We start from the raw sequence: 22,644 nt of genomic DNA on the forward strand, positions 1-22,644 counted from the left end.
CGCAAGGTCGTATCACGTTTCCCCACCTTATCCGGACTGGAGTGACTCATGAACGCGAACACCGCGGGCGCGCCTGCGCTCAAGCAGGCTTTGAGCACTTTTCAATTGTGGGGCATCGCCGTCGGGCTGGTCATTTCCGGCGAGTATTTCGGCTGGAGCTACGGCTGGGCCTCGGCCGGCACCCTCGGCTTCGCCGTGACGGCGATCTTCATCGCCGCCATGTACACCACCTTCATCTTCAGCTTCACCGAGCTGACGACGTCGATTCCCCATGCCGGCGGGCCGTTTGCCTACAGCAAGCGCGCTTTCGGGCCGGTGGGCGGCTACATTGCCGGGGCCGCCACGCTGATCGAGTTCGTGTTCGCCCCGCCCGCCATCGCCCTGGCCATCGGCGCCTACCTGAACGTGCAGTTCCCGGCGCTCGATCCCAAGCTGGTGGCGGTCGGGGCGTATGTGATCTTCATGACCATGAACATCATCGGGGTGCAGGTGGCGGCCACGCTGGAGCTGATGCTGGCGCTGCTGGCCATCTTCGAGTTGCTGGTGTTTATGGGCGTGGTGGCGCCGGGTTTTTCGCTCGTCAATTTCACCAAGGGCGGCTGGGCCGGGCAGGACAGCTTCAGCATGGCCGCCGTTCCCGGCATGTTCGCCGCCATTCCGTTTGCGATCTGGTTTTTCCTCGCCATCGAGGGCGTGGCCATGGCCGCCGAAGAAGCCAGGGACCCGCGCCGCTCGATTCCCATCGCGTATGTGAGCGGCATCCTGACCCTGGTGGTGCTGGCCCTGGGCGTGATGCTGTTCGCGGGCGGGGCGGGCGACTGGACCAGGCTGGCCAATATCAACGACCCACTGCCGCAGGCGATGAAGATGATCGTCGGCGGCAGCAGCGGCTGGCTGCATATGCTGGTGTGGCTGGGCTTGTTCGGACTGATTGCATCGTTTCACGGGATTATCTTCGGCTATTCGCGCCAGATTTTCGCACTCGCCCGCGAAGGCTATCTGCCGCATTATTTCGCCAAAATCCACCCGCGTTTCAAGACCCCGCACCGGGCCGTGCTGGCCGGCGGAGTGGTCGGGATCGCCGCTATCTACAGCGACGAGCTGATCAAGATCGGCGGACAGACCCTGACCGCCAATATCGTCACCATGTCGGTGTTCGGGGCGATTACGATGTATATCGTCAGCATGCTGGCGCTGTTCAAACTGCGCCGCAGCGAGCCGGACATGGCGCGGCCGTTCAGCGCGCCGCTGTATCCGTATTTTCCGCTGTTCGCCTTGCTCGGGGCACTGGTCTGCCTGGGGACGATGGTGTACTACAACTTCGTCATGGCGCTGGTGTTCGCCGGCTTGCTGCTGGCCGGCTACGCGGTGTTCCTGGCGACAGCGGGACGGCGCGCGGCGCTGGCCGCGCCGCAGGTCGAGCGTGCCTGAGGGTAATGTCCGTGTCGAATGCCTCTACGCGTTATCGAAGTACTCGACATACTTGAGCAGCAGATGGCAGCGCCCGGCGCCCAGTTGCGCCAGGCGCGCCGCCCTGGCTTGGGCGTCCGCGCAGTTGTAGAGGCGCGCCAGATCGCGTCCCAGCGCCTGCGCCGCCTCGACCTGCAGCGGCGCAGCGCGGCGGAAGCCGATGCAGGCGGCGCCCATGCCGAACAGGGTGTAGTCGTAGCGCTCGCGTAACAGTTCGGCCAGGGCGTGGGATCGGCGTTGATGGCGTCGATGGCGCCGAGTTCCTCGTCCTCGATGGTGATGCCGCGCGCGCAGGCGGCGGCGAAATCGGACCCGGTGCACAGTTTCCTGAAATTTCCTTCGAGAATGAAGAACTCGGAAGGGGTGGCCAGGTCGCCCAGGTACTCGCCGTTGTCGTAGGCTGCAGGGTCGAGTTTGCTGGTGTCGTAGCCGTCGCTGTCGTCCAGGCGCAGGCTGGAGACGGCGTGTCCCGAGGTATATTCGGACTGGCCGAGGTCGTCGAGCGTCAACAAGATCATGGTGCCAGGGTGGCGTGCGGCCTGCTCGTCGGCCACATCCATGAGGGCGGCGAAGGAATCGATGTCGCTGATCAGCAGGCCGTTGCAGGTCATGGGCACGCGGGTGTCGTCAGCGTCGAGCTGTTTAATGTTCATGGTGGCGCTGGTTTGCTGAATCTGATTGATCGTCCGCCAACTGTATCATATTGGATCTTCGACAATTGCCGCAGCGCGCCGCTGAAGCTGCTGCCCGTCACTTGCCCGGTTTGACGGCCTTGAGCCGTTTCAGGCTGTCGTGCGCGTTCTGCGCTCCCGGATCGAGCTCGAGCGCGCGCTGGTAGCTGGCGACGGCCTCGTCCAGGCGGCCGTTCTTTTCATACGCTTCGGCCAGGCTGTCGAACACATTGCTGCTGGCCGGATATTGCGCCGCGTTGAACTGAAACACGGCCAGGCTGTGTGCCAGCTTGCCCTGCGCCAGCATCTCGTAAGCCCAATTGTTGACCAACGCTTCGTCCAGCCTGAACTGCGGATCGGCGGCGCGCAGCTCCTGGTAGACCGCACCGATCTGTTCATAACCGCGTTGATCCAGAGCGGCCAGCAGCGCCGGCGGCACGCTGTAGATGGTCAGCGGGAAGGCGCGGTTCAGGGCGCGCCGGGCGATATCGTCCGAGCCGCTGTGCGAATTGGACATCAGCACCACACCGCGCCGCGTGTCCGGATCGAAGCCGATATAGGTGCGGTAGCCGGCGGTGCCGCCGTTATGCCAGACGATGTGCGAGCCGAATTTGTCGAGAATATGCCAGCCCAGGCCGATGTATTCGCCCGGCTGCGTGCCGATCGGGTGCTGCGGTTTGTGCGCGGCCTGCATGGCCGGATACAGCGGCGAATCAATCAGGCCCGCATTGGCGCCGACAAACCTGAGCAGGTCGGTGGTGCTCGAACGCAGCGCGCCCATGCCGGCCAGCGTCGGCATGTCCCAGTTCGGGGCCGCCTTGCCGGGCGCGCCGTAACCGGTCGCGAGGCGTTTTTTCAGGTCGGGGCCGAGAGTGATGGCGGTGCTGTCCATGCCCAGCGGCCTGGCGATGCGCTGGCCTACCAGGGTCTCGATATCGCTCCCCGCGCGCAGGCCCAGGATATGCCCGAGCAGGCCGACGCCGTAATTCGAATAGCCATACACCTCGCCGCTGGCGCGCACCGGCTCGTAGCTGCCGAGCGCCGCGTACATTTGCGCAACGCTGTAATCGGCAAACGGATTGCCGGGATTGGCCGGCGCCAGGTTCGCTGGCGTGCTCGGCAAACCCGACAGTTGCGCCGACAGTTCGCGCAAGGTGATCGGCTTGCCCTTGAAGTGCGGCGTCTTGACGCCGGCCGGCAGCCAGGCGCCGATCGGGTCGTCGAGCTTGACGTCGCCGCGCAGCACCATGTCGCTGAGCAGGGTGGCGGTGAACACCTTGGTGATCGAACCGATTTCATAAACCGTGTCGGCGCCGGCCGGGGCGCCGCCGATGCGCATGGCGCCGTACGAGATCACCCGGCTGCCGCGTGGATCGATCAGGCCGACCACCATGCCGCTGCCTTTTTTATCGATATCGACGCGCGCCTTCATCATGGCCAGGATCTCGGCGTCGCTGGCCGGGACCGGCGCTGCCGCATGTACGCTGGCGGCCAACAGGGCCAGAACACAAGTAGCTGCCAATGCAGGCCGGGTAAGTCGTGATGTTGTCATGGTCGTTGAAGGGGGAGCGTGGAGCGGCCGTTGCGCGGCTTGCAGTTTATCAGCAAGAATGGACTGTCGAATAGTTCCTTTTAGCCTGCCCGGTCAGCTTGCGGCGCGATAGAATGCCACTGTTCTGCCACTGATAAAGGAAACAATTCGATGATCTTGCGTTGCGCCGCAGTATGCATGGTATCGCTGGTGCTGTCCCGCCCGGCACTGGCACAGGATATTTCCGGCGTGCGGCTCGGCAGCACGCTGTCCGAAGCGAGCATCGCCATCAAGCGCGCCAACAAGGCGTACGCGATAAAGCCGCTCAAAGACGATGCGGGCAAGCTGAAGGGGCTGGCGGCGATGAGCCGCAGCGGGGAGACCGGCAGCTGGCAAGACGCCGTCGACGAGTTCGCGGTACTGCAAGATGCCGCTGGCCAGGTCTGGTACGTCGCGCGTTATCAGCGCATGCTTCCCGGTTCGCGGGTGAGCATGGAGGCGCTGCTCGAGTCGCTGACGAAAAAGTTCGGCGAGCCCGCCAAGCGCGTCGACGGCGGACGCTCGGCCTCCCGCATCTATGCCTGGGATACCGACAGCGGCGGCAAACCGGTCAGCGCGTCGCTCTGGGACAGCCCGTGCAACGGCATCCGTTTCCACCGTTCGCCGATGACAGACGGATACCTCAGCGCGCCGAGCACCTTTCCCGGCGGATGCGGCACGCGCATTGTGCTCTCCGACTTTTTTGTCGAAGACGGCCTGGTTGAGCAGTTCACGTTGAGGATCATCAACGTCAAGACGGCCTACGATGCCATCTGGCGCACGGAAGTGCTACGCAACGCGCAGCGCGAGCGCGAGCGCAAAAATGGCGTCAAGCCGCAGATCTGAGCTGCTGCCCGATTGCCGCCGCACTGGTGGTCCGGGGCGGGTGGGCCCAAGGTGTTGTATAGACAACGTTTTAGTGGCAGACTAGCGCTCTTCCGTTCATGGATTTCTTATGAAAAAAGTCTTGTTTTGCCTGACCATGTGCTGCGCCGCCGTCCAGTCACTGGCGCAAGCGCCGGCCAGCCCGCCTGCCGCACCTTCCGCACCTTCCGCCGAGACCGCCACCCAGGCGGTCAAGTCCGACACCTTCTTGCTGACATCGGCCGTGCTGTCCGAAACCCGGCGCATCAATGTGTTCGCGCCAGCCGGACACGGCGGCAAGGAGTCTGCCGCGCTGCCGGTGCTGTACATGCCGGACGGCGGCCAGGCCGAAGACTTCCCGCACGTCGCACAGACGGTGCAGGCGCTGGTGGCGGCCGGGCGCATGCCGCCCGTGCTACTGGTGGGAATCGAAAACGCCGAACGCCGGCGCGACCTGACCGGCCCCACCACGGTCGAGAGCGACAAGAAGATCGCCGCGCGCGTGGGTGGCTCGGCGGCGTTCCGCCAGTTCATCCGCACCGAGCTGATGCCGTACATCGGCGCGCACTACCGGGTGACGGCGGATAAAGGAATCGTGGGCGAATCGCTGGCCGGCCTGTTCATCGTGGAAACCTTGCTGGTCGAGCCGGACCTGTTCGACCGCTACGTGGCGATCAGCCCCAGCCTGTGGTGGAACGATGAAGCGCTGGTGCGCGCGGCCGACGCCAGCATCAAGGCGCTGCCGGCCCGCCCAAAGAAGATTTTCCTGACCTCGGCCGATGAAGACAATATCGTCCCCGGCACGGCGCGCCTGGCGGCATCGCTGCTGGCCCATGCGCCGGCCGGCGTGAGCCTGAGCTTCAAGCCGATGCCGAACGAGCGTCACGATACGATTTACCGGGCCAGCGAAGCGGTGGCGCTGGAAACGGTGTACGGGCCGGCCGGTGGCGTGGGGTCGGCGGCCAGGAGCGCCGCGCCGGCCGCGGCCAGGGCGCCCGGCGTCGCCCAGTAAGCGCGACCGGTGGCGCGCGTCTGTCACCCGTTACACGCGGGGACGGCATGCGCGCGCCTTTTTTCCTGCGAAAATTCTCACCAATCCTCTCCGTTATACAACGGATTTCATTTTCCTGGTGCAACACGTTTGACATCGCCGCGCTCGCGCGCCTATCCTTGGTGCATGGGCTCGCGTATGGATGCGCGTCCACCTGTTTCAAGCCCAGCATGACCGGGTGCCGCTGCCGGCCCCAACCTCGCCGGCAGAGTTTGCCGCACGTTTGACCTGACCCTCGTCTGACTCTTCGCTCAAGATGTACCTGGTGCGGCTGTCCTTGCGCGTCCAGTAACCTTACGGAAAACTCAAGATGCCTTCTATCGTCAAGCACCGGATTGCTCTCTCTTTTGCCAGCCTGCTCGCGTGCGCTGCCCAGCCATCGGCCCGGGCCGCCGACAGCGCTGCGCCGGCCGCCGCGCCGGCTACCGCGCCGGCTGCCACCATGACCGCCAACGTCACCCTGGCTTCGCAATACATCTCGCGCGGCTTTCGCCAGACCTGGGGCAAGCCGGCCCTGCAAGGCGGCTTCGACCTGGGGCACCCGAGCGGCTGGTCGGCCGGGGTCTGGATGTCGACCGTGAGCAACCGCTATGTCGAGGACGGCACGCTCGAAATCGACCTGTACGGCGGCTACACCGGCACTGCCGGGCCGATCGGCTACAGCGCGCTAGTCTACTACTACAAATACCCGGGCGCCGAATACCGCGCCACCGCCACCACCTACGACTACGGCGAGCTGTCGCTGGGCATGACCTACAAATTTTTCTACGTCAAGTACAACAGCACCTTCACCAAGGAATTTTTCGGCATCACCAACGCGCGCGGCACCGGCTACCTGGACATCGGCGCCAATGTCGACCTCGGTTCCGGCTACACCCTCAACCTGCACGCGGGCGACGGCCGGGTCGACGGCGCCGGCAACGATATCTGGAACTGGCGCGACCTTAAAGTGGGCGTGAGCAAGGCCTTCGATGGCGGCTGGTCGATGTCGGGCGCGTACACCAAGGCGCGCGGCGCCACCAATGCCTACGATGCGTATACGCTCGGCATTCCCGATTCGTCCGGGAACATTCCGGTGTCGAATCCGGCCGTCGGCACCTTCGTGGTGGCGCTGACCAAGACATTTTGATGATCGAAACAACCACAGAGGATAACAAGACCATGACAGCATTCGGATCAGGGCTTTCACTGAACAGCAAGATTTGCGTCGCCGCCACCACGCTGGTGGTGCTCAGCCTGGCCGTCACGGCGGTCGTGATCGGCGTCAAAAGCAGCGCCAGCGCGGAAGCGGCGGCCATGGAACTGGCGCGCACGTCCTCGCGCGAGGTGGTCGGCGCCTTGCAGAGCCGGCTGTCGACCAACCTGTCGAGCGTGATCAGCCTGGGATCGGCGATGCGCGCCACCAAGGCCGTCAACCAGCCTTTGCAGCGCGATCAAATCAACGAGATGACCCGCGCAACGCTGCTCGGGACCGAGGACCTGATCGGCGCGGCGGTGACCTTCGAGCCGAACGAACTCGACGCCAAGGATGCCGAGTTCGCCGGCAAGGCGCCGCACTACGATGCCACCGGCCGGTTCATGCCGTACTTCACGCGTGACGCCAAGAACGAGGTGCATATCGAGCCGATCGTGTTCGGCACTGCCGCCGGCGCGAATGACTGGTACGACATTCCCAAGCGCAGCGGCAAGGTGTATTTCACCGAGCCGTATGTGTACCCGGTGGCGGGCAAGGATGTGCTGATGGCCTCGCTGGTGTCGCCGATCATGGTCGATGGCAAGTTCAAGGGCACGGCCAGCGCCGACTTCATGCTGCCGCGCCTGACCGCCATCCTGGCCGGGCTGAAGGTGATCGAGGGCGGCAAACTGTCGCTCATTTCGAATGGCGGCCTGTACGCCAGCCATCCCGTCGCGGCGCGCCTGGGCAAGCCGGCCGACGATTTGCCGGCGGCCGCGCTCGAGCGCATCAGGCAAGGACAGGCCTACGAATTCGACGATGGTCGTGGCAACATCCGCCTGCTGCAACCGCTCTCGATCCACGCCGATATTGCGCCGTGGAGCGTGGAGCTGAGCTTCCCCAAGGCCGTGGCGACCGCGCCGGCGCGCGAGCTGCTGCTCTACACCCTGGTGGTGGCGCTGGTATGCGCCGTGGCCACTGCCGGCATCCTGGTGCTGGTGGTCTCGCGCCTGACCCGGCCGCTGCGCACCCTGGGCGCGACGATGACCAATTTGTCCTCGGGCGAGGCCGACCTGCGGGTGCGGCTGGACGTGCGCGGCAAGGATGAACTGGCGGTAATCGGCGAAGGCTTCAACGCGTTTGTCAGCAAGATTCATTCGGTCCTGGTGCAGGTGCACGAGAGCGCCGACAACGTCGCCCAGTCGAGTGCGGAAATCGCGCACGGCAATAACGACTTGTCGGCGCGCACCGAACAGCAGGCCAGTTCGCTGGAAGAGACGGCGGCCTCGATCGAACAGCTGACCGCGACCGTGCGCGACAATGCCGAGAACGCCAAGCAGGCCAACCAGCTGTCGGCCTCGGCCTCGGAGGTGGCGCGCAAGAGCGGGGCGGCGGTGGCGCAGGTGATCGCCACCATGACATCGATCAACGAGTCGTCCAACAAGATCGTGGACATCATCAGCGTGATCGATGGAATTGCCTTCCAGACCAATATTCTGGCCTTGAACGCGGCGGTGGAAGCGGCGCGCGCGGGCGAGCAGGGACGCGGTTTCGCGGTGGTGGCGTCGGAAGTGCGCAACCTGGCCCAGCGCAGTGCGGCGGCCGCCAAAGAGATCAAAACCCTGATCGACGATTCGGTGGGCAAGGTGGCGATCGGCAGCCGCCAGGTCGACGAAGCGGGCAGCACGATGGAGCAGGTGGTGGCCAGCGTGGGCCGGGTCAATGCCATCATCGCCGAGATCACGGTCGCGACCGGCGAGCAAAGCCAGGGTATTTCGCAGGTCAACCAGGCGATTGCCGAGATGGATGGCGTGACCCAGCAGAACGCGGCGCTGGTGGAAGAAGCCGCCGCTGCGGCCGAAAGCCTGCAGTTCCAGGCATCGCAGCTGGCCAGGGCGGTCAATGTGTTCAAGCTGGACGACCGTACCCACAGCGCGGCGCACCAGACAGTGGCGCGCTCGACGCCGTCGTCGACCATGGCCAGGCCCGGCGCCCGGCCGGCGCTGGGCAAGCCGGCCAAGCCTGCAAGCAAGCCGGCCACGGAGGAGTGGGACGAGTTCTGACCGTCTTGCGGCACGGCGGCGCAGCCCGCAGGTGCGCCGCTGTGCCGGACCCGTCAGGGCCGGCAGCGCCGGCAAATCCGCCTGGCGCGCGCTCAGCGCACAAAGGCCCGGCTGCGCAGTTCGCGGCGCAGCTCCTGCGCCACCTGCTGGCGCATCTCTTCTCCGATAAAAGCGCCGATCTCTACCTTGACGCCACGCGATTCGAGCGCGATCAGGCTGCGCTTGCGGTCGGGCATGGCGATGCGCGTCCAGCACGCTTCCAGCCGGATGCGCTCCACCCTGCCGGCTTCGACCCGTTCCACGATCAGGCCGCCTTCGCTGAACGCCACGGTCTCGCAGTCGCCCGCATGGCGCGCATAGTGCAGCAGCGCCGCCACCAGCAGGCCGATGTCGAGCAGCACGAAGGCAAACACGAACCAAGCGCCGTTCAGCGCAAAGGCCAGGGCGAGCGCGGCCAGGAAGCCGCACAGCGAACCGTACGCTACGCCAACCTGGCGCGGCGACATCGAACAGTTCTTCTTCAACAGCCATTCCTTGTTCATGTTGGTGCCATGCTTGTTTTTGTGCGCCGTGCTGCTTGATGCGCTATTTGACCTGCGGCGGCGTCTCGAACGTGTGGAAGGGCGCAGGGCTGGGCACTGTCCATTCGAGCCCTTCGGCGCCATCCCACGGCGTGGCCGCCGCCTTCTCGCCGCCGCGCACGGTGGGCAGCACGATGGCGAACAGCCAGTAAGCTTGCGTCAGCCCGAACAGCAGGGCGCCGACCGAGGTGAGCATGTGAAAGTCGGTAAACTGCGTGGCATAGTCGGCATAACGGCGCGGCATGCCGGCCAGTCCCAGGAAATGCATGGGGAAAAAGGTCACGTTGACCCACACCAGCGAATTCCAGAAGTGAAACTTGGCACGCCCTTCGTTGTACATGTGCCCGGTCCATTTGGGCACCCAGTAGTAATAGCCGGCGAACAGGCAGAACAGCGAGCCGGCCACCAGCACGTAGTGAAAGTGGGCCACCACGTAATAGGTGTCATGCACCTGGATATCGATCGGCACCACCGCCAGCAGCACGCCCGACAGCCCGCCGATGGTAAACACCCAGATGAAGCCGATCGCGAACAGCATCGGCGTTTCCAGCGTGATCGAGCCGCGCCACATGGTGGCGATCCAGTTGAACACCTTCACGCCGGTCGGCACCGCCACCAGCATGGTGGCGTACATGAAGAACAGCTGGGCCGTGATCGGCATGCCGGTGGTGAACATGTGGTGTGCCCAGACGATGAACGAGAGGATCGCGATCGAGGCGGTGGCGTACACCATTGAGGCGTAGCCGAACAGGCTCTTGCGCGCAAAGGCAGGAATGACCTGCGAAATGATGCCGAAGCCGGGCAGGATCATGATGTACACCTCGGGATGGCCGAAGAACCAGAAAATGTGCTGGTACAGGACCGGATCGCCCCCGCCGGCCGCGTTGAAGAAGCTGGTGCCGAAATGGCGGTCGGTGAGCATCATGGTCACGGCGGCGGCCAGCACCGGCATGACGGCGATGAGCAGGTAAGCGGTGATCAGCCAGGTCCAGCAGAAGATCGGCATCTTCATCAGCACCATGCCGGGCGCGCGCATGTTGAGGATGGTGGTGATGATGTTAATCGCGCCCATGATCGAGGAGGCGCCCATCAGGTGGATGGCGAAGATGGTCAGGTCCATGCCCGGCCCCATCTGCACCGACAGCGGCGGATACATGGTCCAGCCCGACGCGGTGGCGCCGCCGGCGCTGAAAAACGCGGCCAGCAGCAGCACGCCGGCCGGCGGCAGCAGCCAGAACGAAAAATTGTTCATGCGCGCGAACGCCATGTCGGAGGCGCCGATCTGGAGCGGGATCATCCAGTTGGCGAAGCCCACAAAAGCCGGCATGATGGCGCCGAACACCATCACCAGCCCGTGCACGGTAACGAACTGGTTGTACAGCTCGGGATAAAAGAATTGCAGCCCCGGGCGGAACAGTTCGAGCCGGATCAGCAACGCCAGCACGCCGCCGGCCATGAACATGACCAGCGAAAACCACAGGTACAGGGTGCCGATATCCTTGTGGTTGGTGGCGTACAGCCAGCGCCGCCAGCCATGCGGATGGGTGTGCTGTTCGTCATGGGCCAGCTGGCCCTGGCCGGGAAGGATGCTTACGCTCATCAGGCTCTCCGCGCGTCGATGTCACGGATGACTATAGCCAGGCCCACGCGGCGCACGATTGCGCGCCATGCGGTGCTTGGCGCCGGTCAAGCAGCCGCATTTTGAGGTGAACTCTTTGCCGCTGACGACGTCGGCATGCGCGCACACCGGCCCGCAGCACGGTGCGCGCTCAGGCGCCCGGCCCCAGCCGCGCGGTGGCGCCTTCCACCACGGCGGCCGAAAACACGCGCCGCTCCGGGCAGCCGCTACCCGAGCAGATCAGCCCGGTCAGCATGGCGCTGGCCGCCAGGGTCATGGTCTGCACCGGCTGGCGCAGGGTGGTCAGGTTGTAGCTGAGCCAGGCGGCCGGCGCCATGCCGTCGAAGCCGGTCACCGACAACTGGCCCGGCACGTCCAGCTTCAGGTCGTGGCGCGCCGTGTCGAGGCAGCCGATGGCCATGATGTCGTTGCCGCACATGACCGCGTCCGGCAAGCCGCCCAGGCGGGCGATGATCTCGCGCAGGCCGCGCCCGCCGCTGGCGTAGTCGTAGTCGCCGCTGACGATCAAGGGCGCCGCCAGGCCCAGTTCGGCCAGGCGCCCGGCCACGCCGCGCTTGCGGTCCTGGGCGATGGACGAGTCGTGCGGGCCGTCGATCATGGCGAAGCGCTTGTGGCCGGCGGCGGCCAGGCGCGATACCAGCAGGCGCGCTCCTTCCACCTGGTCGCACACGACCGCGTTGACCGCGCCTTCGCGCAGGGTGCGGTTGAACAGCACGAAGGGAATCCGGCGCCGCTCGAATTCGGCCGCCTGCTCGCCGCTCAGGGTGGCGGCCAGCACCGCGCCGTCGACCTGGTGCTGCCAGATGTCGGCCAGGGTGGCGCCGATATCGGCTTCGCGCGCCAGCGAAAACAGTAGCACGCGCATGCCGTGCTGGCCGAATTGCCGGCTCAGCTCGGACAGGATCTGCGGATAGTGCAGGGTGACGATGTCCGACAGCACCACCGCGATCAGGTTCGAGCGGCGCGTGATCAGGCTGCGGGCGGCGGCGTTGGGGGTGTAGTCGAGGTCGGCGGCGGCCTGCATCACGCGCGCAAAAGTCGCTTTCGACACGCTGGCGCCCGGCTTGAAGCAGCGCGACACGGCCGATTGCGACACCCCGGCCGCGCTGGCCACATCGTAGGACGTGACGCGGCGCGCTTCGCTGTCGATCAGCTGCTTGACGGCGGCGATGCTGGGGGAGTGCGGTGGCGTGTGGGTCATTAAGTTCTTCTGGGCAATAATCCTTACCGGATTGCCCAGTGTAGCCCATCGCGTTGCCATGTGGCAATACGTTACTGCTGAGAAAAGTGGTAGTGCGAGAATCACCGCTTTTCAGTTGCGCCGCGACGACATTGCAAACGGGATGCCCGCTGGCGCCAGCGTCTGGTATAATACCGCCCCTTAATCTAAAGGGTACCATGGCGAATGCTTGCGGCGTCGATTTCGGAACGTCAAACTCAACAGTAGGCTGGGTCCGCCCCGGTCAGTCGTCCCTGCTCGCCCTCGAGGATGGCAAGGCAACCTTGCCCTCGGTGGTGTTTTTCAACGCCGAGGACGAGGAGGTCAGCTATGGCCGCGCGGCCCTGGCAGGCTATCTTGCCGGCTATGAAGGGCGCCTGATGCGCTCGCTCAAAAGCTTGCTCGGAACCAGCCTGATCGACGGCCAGACCGAGGTCGGCGGCCGCGCATTGCCGTTCCGTATGCTGATGTCGCACTTCATCGGCGAGGTCAAGCGGCGTGCCGAACGCGAGGCGGGGCGCACGTTCACCTCGGCCGTGTTCGGCCGTCCGGTGTTCTTCATCGACGACAGCACTGCCGCCGACCGCTTGGCCGAGGATACCCTGGCTGAAGTGGCGCGTTCGGTCGGCTTCGAGCACGTGGCCTTCCAGTACGAGCCGATCGCGGCCGCCTTCGACTACGAGTCGCAGATCCGGCGCGAGGAACTGGTGCTGATCGCCGACATCGGCGGCGGCACCTCGGACTTTTCGCTGGTGCGCCTGTCGCCCGAACGGGCCCTGAAAGCCGAGCGGCGCGACGACATCCTGGCCACCGGCGGCGTGCACATCGGTGGCACCGACTTCGATAAATACCTGAGCCTGGCCTCGGTGATGCCGCTGCTCGGTTACCAGACCCTGTTGAACAACAATAGCGCGATTCCATCGAGCTATTTCTTCAACCTGGCGACCTGGCACACCATCAACCTGGCCTATACCAAGAAAGCGGCGGCGCAGCTGGCCGACGTGGCGCGCGACGCCCGCGAGCCGGACAAGCTGGGCCGCCTGCAGCGCCTGATCGAAGAGCGTTCCGGCCACTGGCTGGCGATGCAGGTCGAAGAAGGCAAGATTGCGCTGTCGGACGCGGCCAGCTACACGCTCGCGCTCGACCGCCTGTCGCCGCCGGTCGACCTGCTGCTGCAACGCAGCGAGTTCGACGACGCCATCGGCCACCTGGTCGGCAATATCGACCAGACCGTGCTGAAACTGCTGACGGATGCGGGCGTGGCGCCGGACGCGGTCGACACCGTGTTCTTCACCGGCGGATCGAGCGGCGTGCGCATGCTGCGCGAACGCATCGGCGCGCTGGTGCCGAATGCGCGCAAGGTCGAAGGCGACCTGTTCGGCAGCATCGGCGCCGGGCTCGCGCTCGACGCCGTGCGCAAGTTCGGTTAAGGCGGCGCATCGTGTTCGAGAAACCGATCGTCATGCTCGATTTCGAGACCACGGGATTGTCGCCGGCCTGCGGCGACCGCATTACGGAAGTAGCGGCCTTGCGCATCGTCAACGGCAGGGTGACCGAGCGTTTTGTTTCCTTGGTCAATTGCGGCGCGTACATTCCGGCCTTCATTTCGGAGCTGACCGGCATTTCCCAGGCCATGGTCGACAGCGCGCCGCCGGTCGGGCGGGTGTTGCCGCAGTTGTTGGAGTTCATCGGCAGCGATGCCTTGTCGGCCCACAACGCCAGCTTCGACGAAAAATTCCTGCACGCCGAGGCCGAACGGCTGGGCATGGTGCCGGGACACCAGGGGCTGGTGTGTTCGCTCAAGCTGTCGCGCCGCGTGTTTCCGGGCTTGTCGAGCTACAAGCTGGGCTTGTTGTCGGGCCAGCTCGGGATCCGCTTCCGCAGCGCCGCCCACAGGGCCGAGGCCGACGCCGAAGTGGCGGCCGACCTCCTGATCCACATCGCCCGGCATCTGGGCCAGACCTACGGCTTCGGTTCGGTGGCGCCGCAGTTGCTGGTGTCGATGAACAAGCTGAGCGCGGCCAAGGTGCCGGCCTGGCTGCGCCAGATGGCGGACGCGGCACAGTTGGCAGAAAATCCGCCACAAAGCGCCTGATCGCTTTACAATATTGGCACCATGACCCGCCAGCTCTTCACACGCATCGTATTGTCGCTTCTGCTGCTGATGTCGCATCAGATGGCGACCTCGCACATGATGTCGCACTGGCGCCTGGCTCCGCAGGCAACGTCGCACCAGGACAGCAGTGCGCTTGCGCGCGCAGTGGCCCAGGACCAGAGCTGCGACCAGTGCCTGGCCTTCGCCCAGCTGGCCGGACCGCTGGCCAGCCATGCGCACGGTTTTGCCTTTACCGATCCCGGCACCACGCCGCTGGCGCCGTTCACGCCCCGCACGGCCCGCGCGCGCTCCCTGCGCGCCTTTGAACCACGCGCTCCACCTCAGGCCTGACAGCCAGTTTCTGTTTTCAGTTCCCGTTTTAGTTTGCGTGTCGCCCCGCCGTTCGCGGCTGGCGCGCGCCTGTCTGTCACTTTTGTTTGCCCGAGGTTTTCGCATGAATGTCCAACGTACGCTGCTTGCCAGCGCGATCCTGTCCGCCCTGAACTATGCCAACGCGCAAGCCGCTAGCGCTGCTGCCGGCGCCGCCGCCGATGCAGTTGTGCCCAAGGTAATCGTCACCGCCAATCCGTTCGGCAAGTCCGAAGGCGACCAGATTCTTACGCCCACCAAGATCCTGGCGGGCGATGAGCTGCGCGACAAGCTCGGCGGCTCGCTGGGCGAAACGCTCTCGAACGAACTGGGCGTGTCGGCCTCCGGCTTCGGCGCCGGCGCCTCGCGTCCGATCATCCGCGGCCTGGAAGGCTCGCGCGTCAAGATGCTGGAAAACGGCATGGCCGTGGCCGACGTCTCCGGCCTGTCCAACGACCATGCGGTCTCGGCCGACGGTGCGGTGGCGCGCCAGATCGAAATCCTGCGCGGCCCGGCCGCCTTGCTGTACGGCTCGGGCGCCATCGGCGGCCTGGTCAACGTGGTCAACGAGCGCATCCCGACCGCGCTCGAAGACAAGCCGGCCGGCCAGCTGGAAACCCGCTACGGCACGGTCGACAAGGGCCGCAGCGCCTCCGGTTCGCTCGATGGCGCGGTCGGCAACATCGGCCTGCATATCGACGGCAACATCCGCCGCTCGGACGACTATAAGATTCCCGACAGCCGCGTGCTGAACGACCCGTCGTCGAGCTCGGGCCGTCTGCCGCAATCGTTCACGCGCCAGGATACGCTGGGCGCCGGCGCCTCGCTCATCGGCGACTGGGGTCATGCCGGGGTGTCGGTGTCGTCGCTGAATAACCGCTACGGCATCCCCACCCTGGAAGGCTCGCAGATCGACCAGTCGCAGATGCGCTACGATCTCGATACCTTGTTGAACAAGCCGTTCGCCGGGGTCGAGACCATCAAGTTCAAGCTCGGCTACACCGATTACGAGCACGCCGAACTCGACGACGAGAACAAGGCCGAAGTCACTTTCGCCAACCGCGCCCTCGAAACCCGCGCCGAGCTGACCCATGCGCCGCTGGCCGGCTGGCATGGCACGGTCGGCATGCAGACCGAAAACGCCCACTTCAGCGCGCTCAGCGGCGAAGGCGGCCCGGACACGGTGCCGGTCACCCATTCCACCTCGAACGCATTGTTCGTGGTGGAGGAACGCGACTTTGGCCCGGTGCGCGTGAACGCCGGCGCGCGCCTGGAATCGGTCAAGCGCAGGCCGCTCGGCAACGTCGAGCGCAAGTTCGACCTTGGTTCCTACTCGGCCGGCGCCCAGTGGCCGTTCACGCCCGGCTACAGCATGGGCGCGACGGTGTCGGTGGCGCAGCGCGCCCCGGCCACCGAAGAACTGTACTCGGGCGGTCCGCACGACGCCACTGCAACCTTTGATATCGGCAATGCCGACTTCAAGAAGGAAACCTCGCGCAACATCGAGCTGTCGCTGCAAAAAGTCAGCGGCCTGGTGCGCTGGAAGGCCAATGTGTTCCAGAACAAGGTCAAGGACTTCATCTACGGCAATATCAACGGCACCTTGGTCGATGAAGAAGGCAATCCGGGCGAGGAGCTGTTGCAGCGCATCTACCAGCAAGCCGACGCCAGCATCCGCGGCGCCGAAGCCGAAGTGACCTACAACCAGCACGGCGAAGGCCTGTCCCTGCGCGGCTTTGCCGACACCTCGCGCGGCAAGCTCGATCAGGGCGGCAGCCTGCCGCTGCAGCCGGCCACCCGCATCGGCGTTGACACCGGCTACCGCAGCGGCCCGCTGCGCGCCGGCCTGTCGGTGGTGCGCGCCCAAACCCAGGACCGGCTCGCCAGTTTCGAGCAGAACGCAACCCCGGCTTACACCCAGGTCAGCGCCAACGTGGCCTACACTCAGCGCATGGGCTCGTTTGACCTGACCTGGTTCATGATCGCGCGCAATCTTTTGAACGAGGATATCCGCCTGTCGACCTCGGTACTTAAAGATGTTTCGCCACTGCCCGGCCGAAATTTCCTGTTCGGCGTTCGCACCAAGTTTTAAGCAAGCGCAAGCATAAATTTGTTTCAGGCCGAAACCAAACCCCGCTGAGAGCGATCTCAGCGGGTTTTTTTCATGCCCCCTTAACGTGACAACCTGCTATGACGCTTGTGCCCAGTCAAACTCCGGCACTCTTGTTCTATTAAAATTTTAGCAATACTTCTCAGGTCGCTTGTTGCCTGTTGCAGCCCAATATTTCTGTAGTTTCAACGGCCTTGGCGCCGAAGGATGAAGCATGGACCGCCAGAATACTATTCGCGAGAACTATCAAACCTACATGTGGTTCCGCCAGGCTGCGGAACGCGGCGATGCGTACGCCCAGTTCAACCTGGGGCTGATGTACAAGAAAGATGGCGAATACGGGCGCGCGGTCGGCTGGCTGCGCAAGGCTGCCCAGCAGGGACTGGCGTTCGCCCAGAACCACCTTGGCTCCATGTACTACCACGGGCGCGGGGTTCCCGAGAACCATACCGAAGCGGCCGCCTGGTTCCGCCAGGCCGCCGAGCAGGGCGACGCTTCGGCCCAGCAAAACCTGGGCCTGATGTTCCGCAAGGGGCGCGGCGTGGGGCCGTGCAACGAGCAGGCCATGACCTGGTTCTGCCGCGCCGCCGAACAGGGCGTGGCCAGCGCCCAGACCCTGCTGGCCGAATGCTATCTGGCGGGGCAGGGCGCGCCGGTCAATTATCCGCTGGCCATGGCCTGGTTCCGCAAGGCGGCCATGCAGGGCGATTCCACGGCCCAGCTCAACCTGGGATTGATGTACAAGCACGGCCAGGGCGTCGAGAGCGACGACGAACAGGCGCTGTGCTGGTTCCGCCAGGCCGCCGCGCAAGGCAACGCCATGGCCCAGCGCCAGCTGGGCGTGGCCTACGCCGATGGGCTGGGCGTGCGCGCCGATCCCTTGCGCGCGGTGGCCTGGCTGCAGCGCGCCGCCGAGCAGGGCGACAAGGATGCCCAGTTCAGCCTGGGCGTGATGCTGGCCAACGGCCAGGGCATCGAGCGCGACGAGGCGCGCGCGCTGCAGTGGTATGCGCGCGCGGCCGAGCAGCGCCATGTACTGGCCCAGTACAACCTGGGCAGCATGTACGCGAACGGACGCGGCACCCCGCGCGACGAAGTCCGCGCCCTCGAATGGTACCGCCGCGCGGCCGAGCAGGGCGCGGCCATCGCCCAGTTCAACCTGGGGGTCATCTACGCCAGCGGCCAGGGCGTGCCGCGCGACGATGTCCAGGCCGTGCACTGGTACCGCAGCGCCGCCGAGCAGGGCGAGGCCAGCGCCCAGAACAACCTGGGCGTGATGTACGCCAACGGCCAGGGCGTGCCGCAAGACGACGCCATGGCCGTCTGCTGGTACCGCCAGGCGGCCGAGCAGGGCCATGCGCTGGCCCAGTACAACCTGGGCGGCATGTACAACAGCGGGCGCGGGGTCGAACGCGACGCCGTGCGCTCCTACATGTGGATGCTGCTGGCGGCCGAGGCCGGCGACGAGACGGCCAACGCCAACAAGAGCATCGTGGCGCGCCGCCTGACCCCCGCCCAGATCGGCGCGGCGGTGGACCAGTCGCAGCAGTGGCGCATGGCCCACGCCGCCGGGTCCGGCAAGGGGCCGGGCGTCATGCACTAGCCGGCGCGTCTGTTCATTTTATTAACGCCGCACCACCGCGCCGCAGGCATGTCGTTCCCAGGCGCGCCAACTCGTTTGAAAGTTCTGTTCGGAACTTTCTTCCAGACGCTACAATAGGTCAGCCAACAGGCCGCACCTGCCTCGCCCACCGGGCGGGATTATCGTCCACCCTGGAATCGCGCCCATGAACGCCTTATTCTGTTCGATCACCCTGGCCGCATTGTCGCTGGCCAGCAGTGCCGCCGGCGCCGCCGCCATCGCGGTGCAGGTCACCGACAACAGCGGCAAGCCGCTGGCCGACGTGGTCGTGAGCGCCGCGCCGGACGGCAGCGCGGCCGTGCCGCAAACCCTGAAAGCGGCCGAGATCGAACAGCGCGGCCTCAAGTTCCTGCCGCTGGTGAGCGTGATCCAGACCGGCAGCAAGATCTCGTTCCCGAACTTCGACAAGGTCAAGCACCACATCTATTCCTTCTCGCCAGCCAAGAAATTCGACCAGAAACTGTATTCCGGCGTGGCGGCCGCGCCACAGGTGTTCGACAAGGCCGGCACGGTTGTGCTGGGCTGCAATATCCACGATGGCATGGTGGCCTACATCAGGGTGGTCGAGACCCCGTTCTTCGCCAAGACCGACGCCGCCGGCGTGGCCCGCATCGAGCTGCCGGCGGCCGGTAAATACACGCTGTCGAGCTGGCATTTCAATATGGCCGGCGCCGCCGCCGAGCAGAGCCTGGCGGTCAAGGCCGAGGGCGCCACCGCGGCCAGCGTCAAACTGGCGCTGAAAGCGCCGGCAGCCGACGCCGCTGCGCCTTGACCGCATGAAGTTGCGTTTCAACAGTCTTGAAGGGCGCATCGTCGGCCTGTTCCTGGTGCTGATCGTGGCCGTGCAGGCGATCGGCCTGTTCGTGATCGAGCATGGCATTAACATCAACGCCCGCTCCAGCATCGCCACCGAACTGATCAACGGCGAAAAAGTCTTCCGCAAGCTGATGGAGCAAAACGCCCAGAAGCAGCGCTTCTCGGCCCAGGTGCTGGCGCGCGACACCGCTTTCGTGCAGGCCATCGGCAATGGCGACGAGGACGACCGCGCCACCGTGGCCTCGGCGCTGGCCAACAGCGGACGGCGCGCGCGCGCCGACATGACCATGCTGATCGACGGCGAACGCCGGGTCACGGTCGAAACCGGGATCGTCAAGAACGGCTCGCTGGAAACGCTGGTCCTCGGCCTGTTGGACCGCGCCGAACAGCACGACGGCGCCAGCGCGGTGGCCATTGTCGACCAGCGCCCGGTGCAGGTGGTGGTCATGCCGGTCAAGGCGCCGATCACGATCGCCTGGGTGGTGATGGGCTTTGCGCTCGACCGCCAGCTGGTGCTCGACATGCGCGAACTGTCGCAGCTCGACGTAGCGATCTTCACGCGCCAGCAGGACGGGCCCTTCACGCCGTTCGAATCGACCCTGCCGCCGCTGGCCATGGCCGGCATTACGCGCGCGCTGCAAGCGCTGCCCGAGAACCAGGCGCGCCCGTTCGACCTGGATGTCGGCGGCATCCGCTACAGCGCGCGCCTGCTGCCGCTCGGCCTCGAAGGCGGACGCCACGCCGACGTGCTGCTGGCGCGCTCGATCGACGACGCCACCGCCGAATACACGCGCCTGCAGCGCACCCTGATGATCCTCACCATCGTCGCCACCCTGGTCGCGTGCGGCGCGGCGGTGATTACCGCGATGCGCATCGCGCAGCCGCTGCGCCACCTGGCCGGCACCGCGCACCGCATGGAGCGCGGCGACTACGATGGCCAGATCGACGTCGAACGCACCGATGAAATCGGGGCGCTGGCCAAGGCCTTTGCCGGCATGCGCGACTCGATCGCCAAACGCGAGCACGAAATCGGCCGCCTCGCATACTGGGATTCGCTCACCGACCTGCCCAACCGCGCCCAGTTCGTGCGCCTGCTGGGCGACGCCCTGAACGAGGCGCGCCAGCGCGAGCAGGTGGTGTTCGTGCTGATGATGGACCTGGACCGCTTCAAGCACGTCAACGACGTCATGGGCCACGCGTTCGGCGACGTCCTGCTGCAAAAAGTGGCCGAACGGCTGCGCGCGCTGCTGGCCGGGTTGCAGCCGAACGAGCATCCCCAGGCCCAGCTGGCGCGCCTGGGTGGCGACGAATTCGTGGTGCTGCTGCCGGCGTCCTCGATCGACCATGCGCACAAGGTGGCCGCCGCCATCCTGCGCGCGCTCGAAGCGCCGCTCTCGCTGGAAGACCAGACCGTCGACATCGGCGCCGGCCTCGGCATGGCGGCGTATCCGATCAATGGCGCCGATTCCGAGTCGCTGCTGTCGATGGCCGAAGTGGCGATGTACGCGGCCAAGCAGCGCAACGACGGCGCGGTGGCCTACGACGCGGCGATGGACAAGTCCAGCGCCAAGAGCCTGAGCCTGCTCACGGAACTGCGCAACGCCATCGAGCGCGACGAATTCCGCCTGCACGTGCAGCCCAAGATCCGGCTCGACACCGGCGAAGTGGTGGGGGTCGAGTCGCTGGTGCGCTGGGTCCATCCCGTACGCGGCAACGTGTTCCCGGACGAATTCATCCCGTTCGCCGAGCAGACCGGCTTTATCCGCGTGCTCACGCGCTGGGTGCTGGACCAGTCGGCCGCGCTGTGCAGTGAACTGCAACGGCAGGGCATCTACTTGAAAATCTCGGTCAACCTGTCCACCCGCGACCTGCTCGACCAGGACCTGCCGGCCAAGTTCAAGGAGATCCTCACGCGCCACCAGCTCGATGCCGGCGCGTTCTGCCTCGAGATCACCGAGAGCGCCATCATGGACGACCCGGTGCGCGCCCAGCAGACGCTGGAACGCCTGCACGCCATGGGCGTCGATTTGTCGATCGACGATTTCGGCACCGGCTATTCCTCGCTGGCCTACCTCAAGCGGCTGCCGGTCGATGAGCTCAAGATCGACAAGTCCTTCGTGCTGAACATGGAAAACGACATCGGCGACACCAAGATCGTGCGCTCGACCATCGACCTCGGTCACAATATGGGCTTGCGGGTGGTGGCCGAAGGGATCGAGAGCGAAGCGGTGTGGCGCCTGCTGGCCGCGCTGGGCTGCGACCAGGGCCAGGGCTATTTCATGAGCCGGCCGATCGCCGCCGACAAGCTGGTTGGCTGGATCGCCGGCTGGACTCCGCCCGCCAAATCGGCGCTGCCCTACACCGAGTCGGTTGGCTCGACCTGAGCCGGACTGCTGCGCCGCTCCCACAGGTGCAGCGCGCCATGGAAGAAAAAATGAATGACGGCGATGAAAGCCAGCGCCAGGTTCCACAGAAAGATGCCGGTACCCGGATGGGCGTACTTGCCGTCGTCGAGTAGTGCAAGGGCCAGCAGCAGCCAGGCCGCCGCCAGGTAAAACAGGCGCACCACACGGCACCACCAGAACGCCGCCACGGCAAACACGGGCACGAAGAAATAGGCATTGAAGCGGTTCGACAGCTGCCCTTCAAGGCTGCGCAGGGTGAGCCGCCACAAGGCCTCGTGCGGCGCGCCGGCCCAGTGCGACTCGACCGCGAGATACGTCACCGTCCACCAGGTCAGCAAGCAGCCGGCAAAAGCCAGTACGCAGTGCAGGGCGGTGCCGCCAAGGTGCATGGTTTTCATGGTTCGCGGCGCCGCCACAAGCGCAAGGTGCCAGCAATGACAAAATGAATGGCGGCGATGAAGCCCACCACCATATTGTGACCCAACACGGCGATACTGACGTTGTGGTCGTCGGCGCCGCCGAACAAAAGGGCGAGGAGCACCAATATCGTCAATGCCAGATAAACCAGCCTGGAGACGCGGCTCCACAAGAACAACGCGACCGTAAAAACCGGAATGAGAAAGATGTAGTAAAAGGGCTCGGCGAGTTGAACTTCGACGGCGCGCATCGCGAGCGACCAGATCGGCTCGGACCTCACGTCAGGCGCGTGGTGCGCGGTGTCGAAATACGTCACTGTATACCAGGTCAGCAGGCAGGCGACGAAGGCGAGCGCGCAGTGCATGACATAGTTGTCGAGGACGAAGCGCCGGGCAGCGCGCAGGGTTGTGTTGGTCATGGTGGCTCGGACGGTATTGTTGCGGCGGGCTGCGGCCTCATTCTAACCGATGCACCGGGCCAGTTCAAAA

At 65.3% G+C, this 22,644-nt stretch carries 19 protein-coding genes; 12 read left to right on the forward strand and 7 right to left on the reverse strand.

Going from position 1 to position 22,644, the window contains the following annotated elements; translation table 11 throughout:
* Positions 1-48 precede the first annotated feature (48 nt).
* Positions 49-1,431, forward strand: coding sequence for an ethanolamine permease (gene eat, locus F1609_RS27785; protein ID WP_167080161.1), 1,383 nt, complete (start codon positions 49-51; stop codon positions 1,429-1,431).
* On the opposite strand, the gene F1609_RS27790 is transcribed toward eat, so the two are convergent.
* Both F1609_RS27790 and F1609_RS27795 read right to left on the reverse strand, forming a co-directional pair.
* Positions 1,362-2,123: a hypothetical protein gene (locus F1609_RS27790; protein ID WP_167080163.1), complete on the reverse strand. Its 762-nt coding sequence runs from the start codon at positions 2,121-2,123 to the stop codon at positions 1,362-1,364. The genes eat and F1609_RS27790 overlap by 70 nt on opposite strands.
* Positions 2,124-2,220: 97 nt before the next feature.
* Positions 2,221-3,636, reverse strand: coding sequence for a serine hydrolase domain-containing protein (locus F1609_RS27795; protein ID WP_167080165.1), 1,416 nt, complete (start codon positions 3,634-3,636; stop codon positions 2,221-2,223).
* Between the two features lie 234 nt (positions 3,637-3,870).
* Between F1609_RS27795 and F1609_RS27800 the strand changes: the two genes are divergently transcribed.
* The 4 genes from F1609_RS27800 (at position 3,871) to F1609_RS27815 (ending at position 8,863) form a co-directional block, all read left to right on the forward strand.
* Positions 3,871-4,557, forward strand: coding sequence for a hypothetical protein (locus F1609_RS27800; RefSeq protein WP_167080167.1), 687 nt, complete (start codon positions 3,871-3,873; stop codon positions 4,555-4,557).
* Positions 4,558-4,666: 109 nt separating this feature from the next.
* Positions 4,667-5,587 (forward strand): alpha/beta hydrolase, encoded by a 921-nt coding sequence (locus F1609_RS27805; protein ID WP_167080169.1) that lies wholly within the window; start codon positions 4,667-4,669, stop codon positions 5,585-5,587.
* A 349-nt stretch (positions 5,588-5,936) separates the two neighbouring features.
* Entirely contained in the window at positions 5,937-6,755 is an 819-nt protein-coding gene (locus F1609_RS27810) for a TorF family putative porin (protein WP_167080171.1), read from the forward strand.
* A 32-nt stretch (positions 6,756-6,787) separates the two neighbouring features.
* Positions 6,788-8,863: a methyl-accepting chemotaxis protein gene (locus F1609_RS27815; protein WP_187363154.1), complete on the forward strand. Its 2,076-nt coding sequence runs from the start codon at positions 6,788-6,790 to the stop codon at positions 8,861-8,863.
* A 92-nt stretch (positions 8,864-8,955) separates the two neighbouring features.
* Here the strand turns inward: F1609_RS27815 and F1609_RS27820 are convergent, their stop codons facing one another.
* The 3 genes from F1609_RS27820 to F1609_RS27830 all read right to left on the reverse strand — a co-directional run bounded on the left by F1609_RS27820 (position 8,956) and on the right by F1609_RS27830 (position 12,284).
* Positions 8,956-9,405 carry a DUF2244 domain-containing protein gene (locus F1609_RS27820; RefSeq protein ID WP_167080175.1) on the reverse strand — a complete coding sequence of 150 codons (450 nt, stop codon included), beginning with the start codon at positions 9,403-9,405 and terminating at the stop codon, positions 8,956-8,958.
* A gap of 43 nt (positions 9,406-9,448) precedes the next feature.
* The gene (gene ctaD, locus F1609_RS27825; RefSeq protein WP_167080177.1) at positions 9,449-11,044 is read right to left on the reverse strand and encodes a cytochrome c oxidase subunit I; all 1,596 of its coding nucleotides are present in this window, start codon (positions 11,042-11,044) and stop codon (positions 9,449-9,451) included.
* A gap of 169 nt (positions 11,045-11,213) precedes the next feature.
* Positions 11,214-12,284 carry a LacI family DNA-binding transcriptional regulator gene (locus F1609_RS27830; protein WP_167080179.1) on the reverse strand — a complete coding sequence of 357 codons (1,071 nt, stop codon included), beginning with the start codon at positions 12,282-12,284 and terminating at the stop codon, positions 11,214-11,216.
* Positions 12,285-12,481: 197 nt separating this feature from the next.
* Between F1609_RS27830 and F1609_RS27835 the strand changes: the two genes are divergently transcribed.
* The 7 genes from F1609_RS27835 to F1609_RS27865 all read left to right on the forward strand — a co-directional run bounded on the left by F1609_RS27835 (position 12,482) and on the right by F1609_RS27865 (position 21,718).
* Positions 12,482-13,732, forward strand: a complete 1,251-nt coding sequence (locus tag F1609_RS27835; protein WP_167080180.1) for an Hsp70 family protein — start codon at positions 12,482-12,484, stop codon at positions 13,730-13,732.
* A gap of 11 nt (positions 13,733-13,743) precedes the next feature.
* Positions 13,744-14,397 (forward strand): 3'-5' exonuclease, encoded by a 654-nt coding sequence (locus F1609_RS27840; RefSeq protein ID WP_167080181.1) that lies wholly within the window; start codon positions 13,744-13,746, stop codon positions 14,395-14,397.
* A 21-nt stretch (positions 14,398-14,418) separates the two neighbouring features.
* The gene (locus F1609_RS27845; protein ID WP_167080183.1) at positions 14,419-14,748 is read left to right on the forward strand and encodes a hypothetical protein; all 330 of its coding nucleotides are present in this window, start codon (positions 14,419-14,421) and stop codon (positions 14,746-14,748) included.
* Between the two features lie 103 nt (positions 14,749-14,851).
* On the forward strand, positions 14,852-16,858 hold the full coding sequence (locus F1609_RS27850) for a TonB-dependent receptor (protein ID WP_167080184.1): 2,007 nt from the start codon (positions 14,852-14,854) through the stop codon (positions 16,856-16,858).
* A gap of 232 nt (positions 16,859-17,090) precedes the next feature.
* Positions 17,091-18,479 carry a tetratricopeptide repeat protein gene (locus F1609_RS35280; RefSeq protein WP_167080186.1) on the forward strand — a complete coding sequence of 463 codons (1,389 nt, stop codon included), beginning with the start codon at positions 17,091-17,093 and terminating at the stop codon, positions 18,477-18,479.
* A gap of 184 nt (positions 18,480-18,663) precedes the next feature.
* Entirely contained in the window at positions 18,664-19,290 is a 627-nt protein-coding gene (locus tag F1609_RS27860; RefSeq protein ID WP_167080187.1) for a methylamine utilization protein, read from the forward strand.
* A 4-nt stretch (positions 19,291-19,294) separates the two neighbouring features.
* Positions 19,295-21,718: a putative bifunctional diguanylate cyclase/phosphodiesterase gene (locus tag F1609_RS27865; protein ID WP_167080189.1), complete on the forward strand. Its 2,424-nt coding sequence runs from the start codon at positions 19,295-19,297 to the stop codon at positions 21,716-21,718.
* Here the strand turns inward: F1609_RS27865 and F1609_RS27870 are convergent.
* Together F1609_RS27870 and F1609_RS27875 are read right to left on the reverse strand one after the other, a co-directional pair.
* On the reverse strand, positions 21,691-22,137 hold the full coding sequence (locus tag F1609_RS27870; protein WP_167080190.1) for a hypothetical protein: 447 nt from the start codon (positions 22,135-22,137) through the stop codon (positions 21,691-21,693). The two genes, F1609_RS27865 and F1609_RS27870, sit on opposite strands and share 28 nt — an antisense overlap.
* Positions 22,134-22,574, reverse strand: coding sequence for a hypothetical protein (locus F1609_RS27875; RefSeq protein ID WP_167080192.1), 441 nt, complete (start codon positions 22,572-22,574; stop codon positions 22,134-22,136). The genes F1609_RS27870 and F1609_RS27875 overlap by 4 nt, the downstream gene beginning before the upstream one ends.
* Positions 22,575-22,644: the final 70 nt, after the last annotated feature.

It is taken from the genome of Massilia aquatica (genome assembly GCF_011682045.1).
Lineage (GTDB): Bacteria > Pseudomonadota > Gammaproteobacteria > Burkholderiales > Burkholderiaceae_D > Telluria_A > Telluria_A aquatica.